General features: G+C 63.8%; 15 protein-coding genes. 7 read left to right on the top strand and 8 right to left on the bottom strand.

Annotation, left to right across the window (positions count from 1 at the left end; genetic code table 11):
- Positions 1 to 43: 43 nt before the first annotated feature.
- Positions 44 to 1,798, top strand: a complete 1,755-nt coding sequence (arsA, locus tag ACSHT2_RS30965; RefSeq protein WP_440638653.1) for an arsenical pump-driving ATPase — start codon at positions 44 to 46, stop codon at positions 1,796 to 1,798.
- 20 nt (positions 1,799 to 1,818) lie between these two features.
- On the opposite strand, the gene ACSHT2_RS30960 is transcribed toward arsA, so the two are convergent.
- Positions 1,819 to 2,061: a hypothetical protein gene (locus tag ACSHT2_RS30960; RefSeq protein WP_440638652.1), complete on the bottom strand. Its 243-nt coding sequence runs from the start codon at positions 2,059 to 2,061 to the stop codon at positions 1,819 to 1,821.
- Here ACSHT2_RS30960 and ACSHT2_RS30955 point away from each other — a divergent pair.
- Positions 2,051 to 2,524, top strand: a complete 474-nt coding sequence (locus tag ACSHT2_RS30955) for a response regulator (protein ID WP_440638651.1) — start codon at positions 2,051 to 2,053, stop codon at positions 2,522 to 2,524. The genes ACSHT2_RS30960 and ACSHT2_RS30955 overlap by 11 nt on opposite strands.
- A 32-nt stretch (positions 2,525 to 2,556) precedes the next feature.
- Complete coding sequence (locus ACSHT2_RS30950; RefSeq protein WP_440638649.1) at positions 2,557 to 2,991, top strand: response regulator; 435 nt, start codon at positions 2,557 to 2,559, stop codon at positions 2,989 to 2,991.
- Positions 2,992 to 3,150: 159 nt separating this feature from the next.
- Here ACSHT2_RS30950 and ACSHT2_RS30945 read toward each other — a convergent pair whose 3' ends face one another.
- The 7 genes from ACSHT2_RS30945 to ACSHT2_RS30915 all read right to left on the bottom strand — a co-directional run bounded on the left by ACSHT2_RS30945 (position 3,151) and on the right by ACSHT2_RS30915 (position 10,733).
- The gene (locus tag ACSHT2_RS30945; protein WP_440638648.1) at positions 3,151 to 4,113 is read right to left on the bottom strand and encodes an alpha/beta fold hydrolase; all 963 of its coding nucleotides are present in this window, start codon (positions 4,111 to 4,113) and stop codon (positions 3,151 to 3,153) included.
- A 141-nt stretch (positions 4,114 to 4,254) separates the two neighbouring features.
- Positions 4,255 to 5,484, bottom strand: coding sequence for an acyl-CoA dehydrogenase family protein (locus ACSHT2_RS30940; protein ID WP_440638646.1), 1,230 nt, complete (start codon positions 5,482 to 5,484; stop codon positions 4,255 to 4,257).
- Positions 5,485 to 5,722: 238 nt separating this feature from the next.
- Complete coding sequence (locus tag ACSHT2_RS30935; protein WP_440638644.1) at positions 5,723 to 6,934, bottom strand: ABC transporter substrate-binding protein; 1,212 nt, start codon at positions 6,932 to 6,934, stop codon at positions 5,723 to 5,725.
- Positions 6,935 to 7,126: 192 nt separating this feature from the next.
- A complete protein-coding gene (locus ACSHT2_RS30930) occupies positions 7,127 to 7,702 on the bottom strand; it encodes an HdeD family acid-resistance protein (RefSeq protein WP_440638642.1) in 576 nt (191 codons plus the stop codon).
- Positions 7,703 to 7,854: 152 nt separating this feature from the next.
- Positions 7,855 to 8,751: an alpha/beta fold hydrolase gene (locus ACSHT2_RS30925; RefSeq protein WP_440638640.1), complete on the bottom strand. Its 897-nt coding sequence runs from the start codon at positions 8,749 to 8,751 to the stop codon at positions 7,855 to 7,857.
- Positions 8,752 to 8,787: 36 nt separating this feature from the next.
- A complete protein-coding gene (locus ACSHT2_RS30920; RefSeq protein WP_319325557.1) occupies positions 8,788 to 9,615 on the bottom strand; it encodes an HD domain-containing protein in 828 nt (275 codons plus the stop codon).
- Positions 9,616 to 9,833: 218 nt separating this feature from the next.
- Positions 9,834 to 10,733, bottom strand: a complete 900-nt coding sequence (locus tag ACSHT2_RS30915; RefSeq protein ID WP_440638639.1) for a LysR family transcriptional regulator — start codon at positions 10,731 to 10,733, stop codon at positions 9,834 to 9,836.
- Positions 10,734 to 10,887: 154 nt separating this feature from the next.
- Here ACSHT2_RS30915 and ACSHT2_RS30910 point away from each other — a divergent pair, with 154 nt between their 5' ends.
- Genes ACSHT2_RS30910 through ACSHT2_RS30895 form a run of 4 tightly spaced genes read left to right on the top strand, consistent with a single transcriptional unit; the run spans position 10,888 to position 15,121 of the window.
- Positions 10,888 to 12,039, top strand: coding sequence for an ABC transporter ATP-binding protein (locus ACSHT2_RS30910; RefSeq protein WP_440638638.1), 1,152 nt, complete (start codon positions 10,888 to 10,890; stop codon positions 12,037 to 12,039).
- Positions 12,032 to 12,979 (top strand): carbohydrate ABC transporter permease, encoded by a 948-nt coding sequence (locus ACSHT2_RS30905; protein ID WP_440638637.1) that lies wholly within the window; start codon positions 12,032 to 12,034, stop codon positions 12,977 to 12,979. The genes ACSHT2_RS30910 and ACSHT2_RS30905 overlap by 8 nt, the downstream gene beginning before the upstream one ends.
- The gene (locus tag ACSHT2_RS30900; RefSeq protein ID WP_440638635.1) at positions 12,976 to 13,812 is read left to right on the top strand and encodes a carbohydrate ABC transporter permease; all 837 of its coding nucleotides are present in this window, start codon (positions 12,976 to 12,978) and stop codon (positions 13,810 to 13,812) included. Before ACSHT2_RS30905 ends, ACSHT2_RS30900 begins: the two co-directional genes overlap by 4 nt.
- A gap of 28 nt (positions 13,813 to 13,840) precedes the next feature.
- Positions 13,841 to 15,121, top strand: a complete 1,281-nt coding sequence (locus ACSHT2_RS30895; protein ID WP_440638634.1) for an ABC transporter substrate-binding protein — start codon at positions 13,841 to 13,843, stop codon at positions 15,119 to 15,121.
- Positions 15,122 to 15,132 lie beyond the last annotated feature (11 nt).

Below are 15,132 nucleotides of genomic sequence, written 5' to 3'. Positions count from 1 at the left end.
CGGATCATGTCGCGTGATCTCTGCGGCATGAGGACTGCCTATATTGCCCCACTTTCGCGCGCTGACCGCCCCGACCCCATATCTGTTCTTTACCGGCAAGGGCGGAGTCGGCAAGACCTCCCTTGCGTGCGCCACGGCCGTTAGCCTGGCCGACCGCGGACTGCGCGTCCTTATCGTCAGCACCGACCCTGCGTCGAATCTCGACGAGATGCTCGAGGTCACTTTGACCGATCGCCCTACCCCGGTGCCAAACGCGACCGGACTTTCGGCGATGAATATCGATCCCGAGGCTGCGGCCGAAAACTATCGCAGCAAAGTGCTTGAACAGCTCGGACCGGAGGTTTCTCCTGACGAGCGATCGACTGTGCGCGAGCAGCTCTCCGGCGCCTGCACCACCGAAATAGCTGCCTTTGACGAGTTCGTGGGACTGCTGGACGGCGATATCGCGGGGTTCGATCACATCATATTCGACACCGCCCCGACCGGTCACACGTTGCGGCTCCTGAGCCTGCCAAAGGCATGGACCGGCTTTCTCAAGGACAACGATCGGGGAGCATCCTGCCTCGGGCCGCATTCAGGTCTGAAGATGCAGGAAGACCGCTTTCGCAAGGCGCTCCAAGCCTTGGGCAATTCCAAGCAGACCACCATCATTCTGGTCACCCGCGCCGACCGGGGTGCGATCCGCGAGGCGGCCAGAACGGCGGCCGAACTTGACGCGCTCAATCTCTCGAACCAGCTTCTCGTGGTGAACGGGCGCTTCCATGCCACGGACACGACCGATGTCGTTGCAGTTGCCATCGAGCGGGATCAGGACGAGGCACTGGCCGCAATGCCTGCATCGCTCACGAAACTGCAGCGCGACGAAATACCTCTGCTTGGGTTCGACATCGTCGGCCTGGTGGCTCTGCGGGCACTTTTGTCGCCGACCCATCAGCCACCGCTTGTATCCACCGAGCCCGGCACTGAACCGGTCGACCTGCCGGGCCTGGATCGGTTGGTCGATGATATCGCGCAGGGCAAGCATGGCCTCATCATGGTCATGGGTAAGGGGGGCGTCGGAAAGACGACGATCGCCGCGGCCATCGCCGCGGGATTGGCCAAGCGCGGTCATGCCGTTCATCTCAGCACGACCGATCCCGCAGCTCACGTCAGCTTCGTCGTCGATGGCGTCATGCCCGGTCTGACGGTCGATCGGATCGATCCCCGGGTTGAAACGGAGCGGTATGTCGCAAAGATACTGGCGAGCCGGGGCCGGGACCTGGACGAGCAGGCCAAGGCTCTGCTGCTCGAAGACCTCGCTTCGCCGTGCACGGAAGAGGTCGCCGTGTTCCACGCCTTCTCACACATTGTTGCGGAGGGCCGGAGCGCTTTCGTCGTGCTCGATACGGCGCCGACGGGCCACACGCTCCTTCTGCTGGACGCGACCGGCGCCTATCACCGCCAGATGACAAGCCAGGTTGCACCGACCGGTGCAGGACGTATCGTTACCCCGTTGATGAGGCTGCAGGACCCGAACCACACAAAGGTTATCCTCGTGGCGCTGCCGGAGACGACGCCGGTTTCCGAGGCCGCCTCCCTTCAGGATGACTTGCGGCGTGCCGGCGTCGAACCATACGGCTGGGTCATCAACAAGAGCCTCGCCGTCTCGGGAACTCGCGATCCCCTGCTGCGGCTTCGGCTCGATCGAGAGCGAACGCAGATCGCTCGCGTTCGGAACGGGCTCGCAAAACGCGCCTTCATCGTCGGGTGGCGAGCAAAGCCACCAATCGGTGTGGAAGAGCTGCGTAGCCTGTCATGAGTGTGATGTCTGCTGCAGGGTCAAAAGGCGAAGTGCGCCTGTGCGATCTCGCGGGCGGAGTGCGCGATATTCTCACGTACCGAGCCCTGCTCGGCCAGCGGCTTGCCGAAGGCTGCGCGCGACGCTGACCGCTGGCACATCTTCGAGCGCGCTGGGTACAGCCGATCGACCGCGTTGCAATGATCGATGCGGCTGGGGGCCCGCAGTTGTTGGGCTTTAACATACGCTATGGCTCCCGGTGGCAGCACCAGCTTGAATGACAAAAATCGCTGCCTGGAACGAACCCTCCCGCGAACGGTTGTTTCCGGCCAAGCTGTTGAATGGGTGTCAAAAGTGACCACGGGCAGGATGCTGGATACCGACACCAATCCCCTTTCGAAAGCTCCTGTCCTGCTCGTAGAGGACGACGTTCTGGTCCGCACCATGGTGTCGGACGAGCTGAGAGCGAACGGGATTTCCGTGATCGAGTGCGGCGACGCGGATGAAGCTCTGGAGGTTCTTCGATCGAGAACCCAGGTTTCACTCATTGTCACTGACATACAGATGCCGGGATCGATGAACGGGGTCGGCCTCGCGAGCGTCATCAAGCGTGAATATCCCGAGCTGAAGGTCATAATGACGTCATCCGAACGGCCGCCCGATGGCGCCAAGTTCGATCATTTCGTCGCGAAGCCGTGGGATATTCCCAACGTTATCCGGCACATCAAATCGATCGTCGGCGCATAGGAACGAAGACGACCGCTTGCCGGTTGTTGGGCATGCAGATCGATCGAACCACCGCTACCCGCACGATTGTACTCGCAGAACAGGACGTCCTGGTGCGCATGTCGCTCGCCGACTATCTGCGAGGGTGCGGGTACAAGGTGCTGGAGGCGCGATCCGCTGACGAGGCGATCCGGTTGCTCGAAGACAGCGGCATCCCGACACACGTCGTGATCAGCAGCATCGAGCTGGCTGGTGACGAGTTCGGAATCGCGAAATGGCTCAGGGATCATCGGTCCGATCTCGAATTGCGCCTCACCGGCACCACCAAACGAGCCGTCGATGTTGCGGCATCGCTGTGCGACGGAGGGCCGCTTCCGGCGCCGTACAATGCTCAAATTCTCCACCGCCGAATACTGCGATTGATGGGCGGGCGGCGGCCGCGCCCCCACGAAGGACACGGGACGATCGCGAAAGTATCGAAGATATGACTCAGTTGGAGACACTGGCTTGACCGCCACGTACCGCTCGCCGTCGATCCCACAATATCCCTACCCCATCACCCCGCCCCGCCGGATCAGCTCCTTGCCCACCGCGGCCAGATGCATCTGGTCCGGACCGTCGCCGATACGGCTGAAGCCGCTTGCCCGTCATTTCCCGTCGAGGAAAGCGCGCACCTTGCTCACGGTCTGCGTGGGCTGCTCTTCCATGATCCAATGTCCGGAGCCGGTGATGATGCCGCCGTCGACCTTGGTGCCGACTTCACGCATGATCGCCGCTTGCTGATTGCCAAAGGACTTTTCGGCGCCAAGGGCAAGGATCGGCATAATCAACTTGTTCCCGGCAAAAACCTTGTTGTCGGTAGCGTCCTTCCCGAACGCCGCGAACTGCTCGAAGGCGTAATGCATGTTACCCGGCCGGGCGTATAGTTTCGCATAATGGTTGCGCGTCGCTTCGTCGATTGCCTTGGGATCAGCCGACAGCTCGTTGTAGAACCGGTCGAGATAGATGCGCTCGCGGCCCTTGACCAAGCGATCGACGTCAGGGCCGCGGAAATTAAAATGCCATAGCATGGGGCTTTTCAGGATTTCGTCCCAGGGACCGATGCCGGGCAGCGGCGCGTCGATGACGACCCATTTGGTGATGCGATCGGGATATTGCGCCGCGAGCGCATAGCCCACCATGTTGCCGATGTCGTGCGTCACTAGATCGGCTTTCTGGACGTTGAGCTTGTCCATCACCATGGCGATGTCGACACCCTGATTTTTCTTGTCGTAGCCCCCTGCGGGGTGGGACGACAGCCCCATACCGCGCAGGTCTGGAACGATCACGGTGTGGTCCTTGTAAAGCGCCTTGGCGAGCGGCGCCCACATGTCGCCCGTGTCGGCGAAGCCGTGCAGGAGTACGACAGCCGGTCCCCGTCCGCCAACGCGGACATGCAGGGTGACGCCGTTGACCGAAATACGCTCGATTCTGAAATTCGCGGGAAAAGGCTCGACCGCTGCAAGCACGGATGGGCCGCTACAGATGATCAGGATGGTCAGGATGGAGGCGAAAATGGCCGCGATGGATCGCGCGCCGGACGTCCGGCTGCTCGGGGCGGAACTGTACATTATTGATCTGCTCGCTTATGTGCCGAGCGCAACAACGTCGGCAGTGACGCACCAAATAATCCGGTCCATCAAAGCATACCATGCTACCTGCTGACCAGATGGGGCAGTCATTTTTACGCGAGCCCCTGGGAAGCTGTCTGCCTACCCCATCAACCCGCCCCGCTTGATCAGCTCCTTGCCCACCGCAGCCAGATGCACCTGATCCGGCCCGTCGCCGATGCGGATGAAGCGGGCGTAGACGTAGGCACGCGCGAGGAACGTATCCTGCGAGACGCCGGCGGCGCCGTGGATCTGGATGGCGCGGTCGATGACGCGCGCGGCCATGCTGGGGACCACGATCTTGGCGGCGGCGATCAGGTCGCGCGCAGCCTTGTTGCCGTCGCGGTCCATTTTGTCCGCGGCCTGCAGCGTCAACAAGCGCGCCTGCGCGATCTCGCAGAAGGAGTTTGCGATGTCCTCTCGCACCGAGCCCTGCTCGGCGAGCGGCTTGCCGAAAGCCGTGCGCGAGACCGCGCGCTGGCACATCAATTCCAGCGCGCGTTGGGCGCAGCCGATCAGCCGCATGCAGTGGTGGATGCGGCCGGGGCCGAGCCGGCCTTGCGCGATCTCGAAGCCGCGGCCCTCGCCGAGCAGGATGTTCTCGGCGGGCACGCGGACATTCTCGTAGACGATCTCGGGGTGGCCGACCGGCGCGTCGTCATAGCCGTAAGTGAGCATGTCGCGGACGATGCGCACGCCGGGCGTATTCTTCGGCACCAGGATCATGGATTGCTGGCGATGGCGGTCGGGATGATCCGGCGCGGTCTTGCCCATCACGATCAGGATCTCGCAATCCTCGTTCATCGCGCCAGGCGTGAACCATTTGCGGCCGTTGACGAGATAGTCGCCGCCGTCGCGGCGGATCTCGCACTGGATGTTGGTGGCGTCGCTGGAGGCAACCTGCGGCTCCGTCATCGAGAAGCCGGAGCGGATGCGTCCCTCCAAGAGCGGCTTCAGCCAGCGCTCCTGCTGCGCCGGCGTGCCGTAGTTCGCCAGCACCTCCATGTTGCCGACGTCGGGCGCCGAGCAATTGAACACCTCGGGCGCCCAGAGGATGCGGCCCATGATCTCCTTCACGGGCGCATATTCGAGATTGGTCAGGCCCGTGTTGTTAAGGTCTTGGCCATGCTCGCCTGACAGGAACAGGTTCCAGAGCCCCTGCTCCCGCGCCAGCCGCTTCAGGTCCTGCAAGACAGGCGGCGTCTTGTAGCGCGATCCTTCCGGCTTCACCTGCTCGTAATAGAGCTCCTCGACCGGCTCGACATGCGTCCGCATGAACTGGCGCACGCGGTCCTGCAGCTCGAGCGAACGGGGAGAGTGTTGAAAGTCCATGGTGGTCTCCTGTTGGAGCCGAAGGAAATCGCACGTGGCGGTCGACGGAGCGCACGCCTCGCCCTTCGAGACGCCCGCTTCGCGGTCTCCTCAGGGTGAGGCTCAGCGGCGTTCGCGCCTGTTGAACCTGACCCGTTGAAGCCGCCGCCGCGCACTCCGCCCTCATCCTGAGGAGCCCGCGAAGCGGGCGTCTCGAAGGATGCGCGCCGTCATCGACGGCGATAGCGGCACATTCCCATCACGTCCCGCGCAGGAGCTCGCTCGCCACGACCCAGTCGTTGCCGTTGAACTGGAGCATATAGCCGTCCTTGATCGGGCGGAAATCCTGCGGCGTGGTGTTGAGGGTGATGCCGGGCATCAGCAGCGACAGCGGCACGTTCTTCAGGTTGGCGGCCTGCGCCATGATGCTCTCGCGTGTCAGGTTGTCCTTGCACTGCCTCAACAGGACCACCAGCGCCTCGGCGACGGTGTAGCCATAGAGGCCGGCGACGTTGTTGACGTCGGCATTGGGCAGGCGGCGCTTCATGAAATCGATATAGGCCGTCATCGCCGGATCGTCCTTGGGCTCGGCGACGAACGGCTTGAGCGAACCGAGCGACAGCACGCCCTTGCCGGCGTCGAGACCGGCCGGCACCATCACGGTGGCCTTGTTGGCACAGCCGCTGGCGAGGAAGCGCGTCGGCTGCCAGCCGACCTCATGGGCTTTTCGGATCGCCTGCGCGCAGGCGCGCGGCGTCACCGAATAGATCAGGAAGACGTCGGCCTTGGTGTTGGCCAGCGTCAGCACCTGGGAATCGACGGTCGGGTCGGCGACCTCGAAGCTCGAGGCCATCGCGATCGCCTTGTCGGCGTCGGCGCCGAGCGCCTCCTTGACGCCGCGCAGATATTCCTTGCCGGCATCGTCGTTCTGATAGAGCACCGCGAAGCGCGCATTCGGGTTCTTGGCGCGGGCATAGGCGACGTCGATCGCGGCCTCGCTGGTGTAGTTCGGCGCCCAGGGCAGCGCCATCGACCAGGGCATGTTGGTGGGATCGTTCCACTTCGAGGCCGAGCTGATCAAGAAGAGCTGCGGCACCTTGTTGCCGTTGAGATACTTCGCGATCGCCGAGCTCGGCGCGGTGCCCATGGTCGCGAAGATGAAGGCGACGCCTTCACCCTCGACGAGGCGCCGTGCCGCTTCCATGGTCTTGGGCGGGGAGAAGGCGTCGTCCAGCGAGATCAGATTGAGCTTGCGGCCGTTGACGCCGCCTTTCTCGTTGATCTCGTCGAAATAGGCGGAGATCACCCGGCCGGTGATGCTGAGCGGCGAGGCCGGGCCGCTATAGGGCATGGTGTTGCCGATCTTGATCTCGGTGTCGCTGACGCCAGGACCGTAGGATTTCTGCGCGCAGACAGGGGCGGACACGCAGGCGGCAGCCAGCGCTGCGGCCAGGGCCAAAGCGGCTTTCATAGTTTCTCCCACTGATTATCGCCGCGCGAGGCAGTCACGCGGCGTGCTGCTTTTCGTCAGCGCGTCAGATCAGCGGAGTTCCACAAGACGGTCTTGCGTCGAGTTGCTGATGGCTCGGCGTCGGCTTAGCGCATGAGTCAGAACTTCACCTCCCCATCGGAGAGGCGATCAGAAGCCTGCGCGCGCCTGCGCCTAGCCTCGCCGCTTCAAGCCAAAGCCGAGGCTGATCCAGCCGGCACCGGCCATGATCAGGTCGATACCGAGAAACAGGCCGAGGATGTAGACGCTGTTCACGGGCCAGCGCGCCACGATGAGCAGGCCGAGCAGCAACGTGATCGCGCCGGAGAGCGCGACCCACACCCACGGACTCTCTCGTTTCATGCTGAAGGCGAGAAACAGCCTGACGGCGCCCGAGGCGATCAGCGATGCCCCCAAAAACAGCGTCAGCAGGACTGCCGCGAACAGCGGATTCGTGAAGGTCAGGAAGCCGGCGACTATATAGAGCACGCCGAGCAGCGCCCAGATCAGGAATTTGCCCCAGCTCTTCACCTGGAATGCGCCGATCACCTCGGCGACACCGGCCACGATCATCATCGCGCCAACCACGATCACGCTCGCCACCGTCGCCATCACGACGCTGCCGAGCGCGACGAAGCCGGCGATCAGATAAACGACGCCGAGCGCGACGATCCAGCCCCATTTGGCATGAAGCGCGGCGATACCCGAGCCGAGGCTCGCATGGTGAGACGTATCCGAAGCACTCGTCATGGCCGCCACTCCTGTTGCAAAGCCCGGAGGCACAATTCAAGATAGCACGAACCGGACCGGGGCGACAGCCAGCAGAACACTCCTCACCGGCAGCAACATTGACGCAAATCAAGATCGAATGCAGCGAATCCGTCTGCCATGTCCTGCAATGATCAGGCGCGCTCGGCAGCGTTGCGAATGTCGAGCACGGCCTGGGCCCATTCGGCGGGCCGCTCCTGCGGCAAGTTATGGCCTGCATCCTTGAAGACGCGCCGCTCGAAGAATCCCTCGAACTTGCGCGCGTGGTGGGCGGTGCCCGGATTGACGCCGTCGCTGTCGCCATCGATTGCAATCGTCGGGACGCGGATCGGCGGCTGCGCGGCAAGCCGGGCCTCGATCGCAGCATAGGCGGGGTCGCCCGCCACCAGCGCATAGCGATGGCGGTAGGAGTGGATCACGACATCGACGAAATCAGGATTGTCGAAGGACACAGCGCTCGTCTCGAACGTCGCGTCGTCGAACGCCCATTTCGGCGACCACATCGTCCAGAGCTGGCGGGCAAAGCCGCGGCGGTTGCGCTCCAGCGCGCGGCGGCCGCGTTCGTTGTGGAAGAGATATTGATACCAGAGCGCCGCCTCCTCCGGCGGCGAGGCCGGCTCCATGGCGCGGGCGATGTTCTGGATGTTGTAGGAATTGCCGGAGACGAGCCCGATCACGCGCTCCGGATAGAGCGCCGAGACAACGCAAGCCGCACGCCCGCCCCAGTCATAGCCACCGACGATGGCGCGCTCGATGCCGAGCGCATCAATGAAGGCAAGAAGATCGGCGCCAAGGGCTGCCTGCTCGCCGGAGCGCAGCGTCCCGGCGGAACGAAACCGCGTCGGGCCGTAGCCGCGCAGCCAGGGCACCAGCACGCGCGCGCCTGCCTCGGCAATGATCGGCGCGGCGTCGGCGTAGGCGTTCACGTCATAGGGAAAACCGTGCCCGAGGATGCAAGGCCAGCCGTCCGGCACGCCGTATTCGCGATAGGCGATGTCGAGGACGTCAGTGGCGATGGTCTTCTGTTGCATGCATGTCTCGCGGAGCGATCGCGATCGTAGCCCGGCCTATCTCTGCGGACCGGACAGCGAGATGTCGCGTTCGGCGCGGAACACATTGCTGTAGAGGTTGGCGATCCATTGCCGGCCGATCTCGGTCTTATTGAGATAGCCGATCTCGGTCTGGATGTGCGGTGCGACGCTGTTCCAATAGAATTGCGGGTAGCGGTTCACGATGTCGGCGGGCGAGTCGTAGCCGAGCTGACGGTTGATGCCGACCTCCTCGAACTCGTAGTAGAGCGCGTTGGCCTTGCGCAGATAGTTGGGATCGCCGAGCTGGCCGATGAAATCGGCCGCGCGCAGGATCGAGGCTTCGTCGTCATATTCCTGCCCTTCGCGGGCCGGAAAGCGCGTCCCCTCGATGGCACGGGCGATGCGGTCCGGGTCGAGGCCGGGAATGTGTCGGAGCCGCCGCGTCACATAGAGCTTCGACCGGTCAACGTGATACATCATCAAGCTCGCGTCCGACGCGCCACGCGGCAACGAGACCTTGGTGTCGGCCGCATCGATCACGAAGCCGTCGACGTCGTCCTCCTCGAACAGCCCGCGCACATAGCCGATGTCATGGGCGAGGCAGGCGATCAGGACATGGACGTAATCCTCGGCCGACAGATGCGTATGAAGACTCCGGCCGCGGAGGATCGCCTGGGCTGCCAGCGTCACCAGCATCGTATGCTCGATGTTGTGGTAGAGCGCATCGCTGTTGCCGATGCATTCCATCGCGGTACGGGTCGCGCTCTCGACGATATTTGCAGAAGTCTCATCGTACCGGCGACGCATGAACTTACCGAGGAACTGCTCCAGGGATTCAGCCGCCAGTCTCGGTAAGGTTATCATGGATGCAGCCCCGTCCGCCGCTCGTGTCCCATGCCACTCCCGACGTCTCGTTCTTGTCTTCGACGCGGCGGGGAGCATAGCTCATCTTGGGCCAGGGTAACCAACTTCCGGAGCAAAAATACGTAAATATCTTGTCGTCCCGCTGCGCAACATCACGGCTGTCGTCACAGTCAACAACAACCAAAGGTGGCTGGAAAGCCCCGGACCTGACGGCCGCGTCAAGGCGCGGCCAGGATGTCGGCGCCGTCGGTCGTGCGCGAGAGACTTCTGGCGAGATAGAACAGCTCGACCAGCTTGCCGCGTTTGCCGGCCAGCGAGAAGATGTATTCGGGCGAATCCGCCTCGATCTCCGCGATCGCCACCTTCGCGATCCGATCGATGCGGCTCGAGCCGTGCTCCCAGACGAAGCCGACACCGAGCCGGTTGGCAACCGCCTCCAGCATCCCCTCGCGCGTATTGACGATGATCGCCGGAGTGGCGCGCAGGTTGACGACGCGAAACGCCCTGTCCACGGCGCGCTGGGTCGCGGAATCCCGGGTGCGAAAGACCAGCGGATATTGCACGAGGCCGGCGATCGACACGCGCGATTGGCGACTGAGCTCGTGAACGGGATGACAGATCGCCACGACGCGCTGCTGCACGCAGGGCTCGCGCCGGAAGCGGTTGTCCTGCGGCACCTCCGGCAACACGGCGACGTCGACACGCTGGTCGACCACCGCGGCCATGATCGCCGACCAGCTGCCGATCTCGATGTTGATCTGGATCTTCGGATACAGATTGCGGAACGCCGCGATCAGCGCCATGCCCGGCATGGCATTGCCGAGCCCGATGCGAAGCTCACCCCCCGTGAGCTCATCGCGCTGCTGCAGGATGGCCAGTGCGTCCGCCTCGATCGCCTGCATGCGGCTCGTCGCTGCGTAGAGCCGCCGGCACAGCGGTGTCGCGATCAGACTCTGGCCGTGCCGGTCGAACAGTGCAACCGCGAACTCGGCCTCCAGATCGCGCACGAGCTGCGCAACTGACGGTTGCGACACCCTCAATCGCCTTGCGCCGGCCGCAAAGCTGCCGGTCTCGAACACCGCATTGACCGCCCGGACACGCGACGAGGTCAACGCCACCACAACACCCCCAAAATCGATACTCCCCGTCCCCTGGACCCGGCAAAACCAAAACCTGGGATGACCATAGGGACTGCCATTGACCGTAATGTGAATGTCAGATGCGCTCCCTACTCCTTGTGCGCCGCAACAGGCCAGCAGGGGACCAGCGCGCATGGCGCAAATCGAACTTTCCGCGATCCGCAAATCCTTTGACGGCACCGACGTCCTGAAGGGCATTGATTTCCGAATTGAGGACGGCGAGTTCATCTCGCTGGTCGGTCCTTCCGGCTGCGGCAAATCGACCCTGCTCCGCATCATTGCCGGGCTCGAACCGCAGAATTCCGGCCAGGTCCACATCGACGGCCGCGCCGTGGATGCCATCCGCCCGAGCGCGCGCAACCTCGCGATGGTGTTCCAATCCTACGCGCTCTATCCGCATCTGAGTACCTTCGACAACATTGCAGTGCCGTTGCGGATGCGGCGCCTCTCGGCGCTCGAACGGCTGCCGCTGCTCGGAACGCTGCTGCCGGGCCGACGCGCCAAGGAACGGCACATTCGCGCCGACGTCGAGGGGATCGCCGAGCAACTCGACATCGCTCCATTGCTGCGGCGCAAGCCCGGGCAATTGTCGGGTGGACAGCGGCAACGCGTCGCGGTCGGACGCGCCATGGTGCGCGAGCCGCTGGCTTTCCTGTTCGATGAACCGCTCTCCAATCTCGACGCAAAGCTGCGCGTCCATATGCGCGCAGAGCTCGCCGAGCTGCATCGCCGCCTCAAGGCGACGTTCGTCTACGTCACGCACGACCAGGCCGAGGCGATGACGATGTCGAGCCGGATCGCCGTCATGATGGGCGGCGAATTGATTCAGGCCGGGACGCCCGCGGAGATCTACAACGATCCCGACGACATCCGTGTTGCCGAATTCATCGGCAGCCCCAAGATCAACGTCCTTCCCGGCCGGATCCGGAAGGACGGCGGCATCGACGTGCTGGGGACTGCCCTGAAGCTTGCGTGCAGTGCGGCGGCCGGCGAATGCCGTGTCGGCGTCCGCCCGGAGCGGATCGACCTCGGCACGGGGCCGTTCTCCGGAACCGTCGTCCATCTGGAGAATCTCGGCGCCGAGGCATTCGTGCACCTTGCGATCGAAGGCCCCGGATTGCGCCTGATCGCGCGGCTCGCGGACGTCAGGCACTTGCCTGCGATGGCCAGCTCCGTCGCCTTCGGTTTCGCCCCCGACGCGGTGCGGATTTTCGATCCGGCCGGCAAGCGGATCGAGCTCAGAGTGGAGCAGCCCGAGCGCATCCGTGAGCCCGCCCATGTCTGACGGCTCCATGACGATTGGCGCGGTCGCCGTTCCCGCAGGCGCGACACGGCGCACATTGTCGGCCCACGGCAGCCGACGTACATACTCCGCTTACGCCCTGGTGACGCCGGCCGCGGCGCTGATGCTGATCATGCTGCTTGGTCCGCTCGCCGGCGTGATCGCCCTCTCCTTCACCGACTATCAGCTCGGCGCGCCGCATTTCTCCTGGATCGGGCTGGCCAACTACCAGGACCTGTTCGCCGACAAGGTGTTCTGGATCGCACTGCGCAACACGCTGGCTTACGTCGTGATCGTGGTGCCCGGCGCCGTGATCGCAGGCCTTGCGATCGCGCTCCTGATCCAGAGCGGCACCAGCCTGCGCAGCCTCTACCGGACGATCTATTTCCTGCCCGTCATGGCGACCCTGATCGCGATGGCCGTCGTGTGGGAATTCATGCTGCACCCGCAATTCGGCCTGGTGAACGGGATGTTGCGCGGCGCGGGCCTGCCGGCCTTTGCCTGGCTGCAGGACAGCAGCACGGCGCTCTATGCGCTGTGCGCGATCGGCATCTGGCAGGCGGTCGGCTTCAACATGGTGCTGTTCCTCGCCGGCCTCGTCTCGATCCCCAAGCAGCTCTACGAGGCGGCCGAAATCGACGGTGCGTCGAGCGGCTGGGCCCGCTTCCGCCTCGTGACCTGGCCGATGCTGGGGCCGGTCACGACCTTCGTGGTCGTGATCTCCGGCATCCGCTCCTTCCAGGTGTTCGACACCGTGCACGTATTGACCAAGGGCGGCCCGTCGAAATCCACCGAGGTCCTGATCCACACCATGTACACGGAAGGCTTCGAGTTCTTCCGTTCAGGCTATGCCGCCGCGATCACCGTCGTCTTCCTGGTCTTCGTCCTCCTGCTCACCCTGGTCAAATCGTGGCTCGCCGATCGCGGCGTGCATTACACATGAGCTACGCGCATCCCATCCCGTTCCGGGCGATCCTCCGCCACGTGCTCCTGATCGCGGGCGCCGCGCTCATGCTGGCACCCTTCATCTGGATGATCTCGACCGCGTCCAAGCCGCAGACCGAGATCTTTTCCAGCGAGCTGCACCTGATCCCGCACCAGTTCGCACTGGCGGAGAACCTGCGCGAAGCCTTCGCCAAGGCCAATCTCCTGCGCTTCCTGATCAACGGCGTCATCGTCACGGTCTCGATCTTCGTGCTGCAGATCATGGTGGCGCTGCCGGCGGCCTACGCGCTCGCGAAACTTCGCTTCCTCGGCCGCGAGACGCTGTTTGCGCTCGTGCTGTTCGGGATCCTGATCCCCCCGCAGGCGACCGCGGTCCCCGTCTTCCTGATGCTGCACAAGGCCGGCCTGCTCGACAGCTATGCCGCGCTCGTCCTGCCCTTCACGATCTCGGTCTTCGGCATCTTCCTGATGCGCCAGTTCTTCAAGACCGTGCCGGACGATCTCGTCGATGCCGCGCGCATGGACGGCATCTCCGAATTCGGCATCGTCTGGCGGGTGATGCTGCCGGCCGCGATCCCGGCCGTCACCGCCTTCGGCATCTTCTCCGTGGTCGCGCACTGGAACGATTACTTCTGGCCGCTGATCGTGCTCAACAGCGAGCAACTGCGTACGCCACCGCTTGCGGTCGCGCATTTCCGCAACAGCGAAGCCGGCACCAGCTACGGCCCGCTGATGGCCGCGGCAATGGTGATCATCGCGCCGCTCGTCATCGCTTTCCTCTTCGCCCAGCGCCGTTTCATCGAGGGCATCACCCTCACCGGGATCAAGTAACCACCTCACCTCAAACAGGAGTCTATCCATGCTGAAGTCCATCATCGCCGCGGCGGCTCTGTCGCTAGTGGCCGGCTCTGCCCTCGCGCAGACAAAAACCGAGATCGTGATGCAGTATCCCTATCCGGAGCTGTTCACGGAGACGCACAAGCGCATCGCCGAGGAGTTCGCCAAGGTGCACCCGGAGATCAAGGTTACGATGCGGGCGCCTTACGAATCCTACGAGGACGCCACCCAGAAGGTGCTGCGCGAAGCCGTCACCAACCAGATGCCCGACGTGTCCTTCCAGGGACTGAACCGCATCCGCGTCCTGGTCGACAAGAACATCCCGGCCGAGCTCGGCGGCTACATCGCGGCCGAAAAGGACTTCGACAAGCAGGGCTTCCACCAGGCGATGTATGACATCGGCACCGCCGGCGGCAAGGTCTACGCCCTTCCCTTTGCGATCTCCCTGCCGATCGTCTACGTCAATCTCGACCTGGTGAAGCAGGCCGGCGGCGACGTGAACCACCTGCCGAAGAGCTGGGACGAGCTGATCGCGCTCGCCAAGAAGGTCAAGGCGCTCGGCAACGACACCAACGGCGTCACCTATGCCTGGGACATCACCGGCAACTGGCTCTGGCAGGCGCCGGTCTTCGCGCGCGGCGGCACCATGCTCAATGCAGACGAGACCAAGGTCGCGTTCGACGGAGCGGAAGGCAAGTTCGCCATCAACATGATTGCGCGGCTCGTCAACGAGGGCGGCATGCCCAATCTCGACCAGCCGTCGATGCGCGCTGCGTTCGCGGCCGGCAAAACCGGCTTTCACATCACCTCGACCTCGGACCTCAACAAGGTCACGCAGATGACCGGCGGCAAGTTCGCGCTGAAGACGATTCCGTTCCCGGATGTCGTCTCTCCGAGCGGCAGGCTGCCGGCCGGCGGCAATGTCGTGCTGATCCTCGCCAAGGACAAGGCCAAGCGCGACGCCGCCTGGGAAGCGGTGAAGTTCTGGACCGGCCCCAAGGGCGCCGCGATCATGGCGGAGACCACCGGTTACATGCCGCCGAACAAAGTCGCCAACGACGTCTATCTGAAGGACTTCTACGTCAAGAACCCCAACAACTACACCGCGGTCAGCCAGCTCCCGCTGCTCACCAAATGGTACGCCTTCCCCGGCGACAACGGCCTGAAGATCACCGATGTGATCAAGGACCATCTCAACTCGATCATCTCCGGCGCGCGCGCCAAGGAGCCCGAGGCCGTCCTCGCCGACATGACCGCGGACGTGCAGAAGCTGCTGCCCAAGACCACCGGCGCGGCGCGCTGAGCGTCCCGACA

Origin of the sequence: Bradyrhizobium sp. PUT101 (assembly GCF_052043945.1) — a bacterium.
GTDB lineage: Bacteria > Pseudomonadota > Alphaproteobacteria > Rhizobiales > Xanthobacteraceae > Bradyrhizobium.
Note: the sequence above shows the minus strand (reverse complement) of the source record. Positions and strands in the feature narration are given on the sequence as shown.

What these genes read in the sequence shown, in the direction of transcription:
- ACSHT2_RS30935 (WP_440638644.1), bottom strand. Translation starts at nt 6,934, where the DNA reads ATGAAAGCCGCTTTGGCCCTGGCCGCAGCGCTGGCTGCCGCCTGCGTG.
- ACSHT2_RS30905 (WP_440638637.1), top strand. Translation starts at nt 12,032, where the DNA reads ATGTCTGACGGCTCCATGACGATTGGCGCGGTCGCCGTTCCCGCAGGC.
- ACSHT2_RS30920 (WP_319325557.1), bottom strand. Translation starts at nt 9,615, where the DNA reads ATGATAACCTTACCGAGACTGGCGGCTGAATCCCTGGAGCAGTTCCTC.
- ACSHT2_RS30900 (WP_440638635.1), top strand. Translation starts at nt 12,976, where the DNA reads ATGAGCTACGCGCATCCCATCCCGTTCCGGGCGATCCTCCGCCACGTG.
- ACSHT2_RS30895 (WP_440638634.1), top strand. Translation starts at nt 13,841, where the DNA reads ATGCTGAAGTCCATCATCGCCGCGGCGGCTCTGTCGCTAGTGGCCGGC.
- ACSHT2_RS30940 (WP_440638646.1), bottom strand. Translation starts at nt 5,484, where the DNA reads ATGGACTTTCAACACTCTCCCCGTTCGCTCGAGCTGCAGGACCGCGTG.
- ACSHT2_RS30930 (WP_440638642.1), bottom strand. Translation starts at nt 7,702, where the DNA reads ATGACGAGTGCTTCGGATACGTCTCACCATGCGAGCCTCGGCTCGGGT.
- ACSHT2_RS30945 (WP_440638648.1), bottom strand. Translation starts at nt 4,113, where the DNA reads ATGTACAGTTCCGCCCCGAGCAGCCGGACGTCCGGCGCGCGATCCATC.
- ACSHT2_RS30910 (WP_440638638.1), top strand. Translation starts at nt 10,888, where the DNA reads ATGGCGCAAATCGAACTTTCCGCGATCCGCAAATCCTTTGACGGCACC.
- ACSHT2_RS30925 (WP_440638640.1), bottom strand. Translation starts at nt 8,751, where the DNA reads ATGCAACAGAAGACCATCGCCACTGACGTCCTCGACATCGCCTATCGC.
- ACSHT2_RS30950 (WP_440638649.1), top strand. Translation starts at nt 2,557, where the DNA reads ATGCAGATCGATCGAACCACCGCTACCCGCACGATTGTACTCGCAGAA.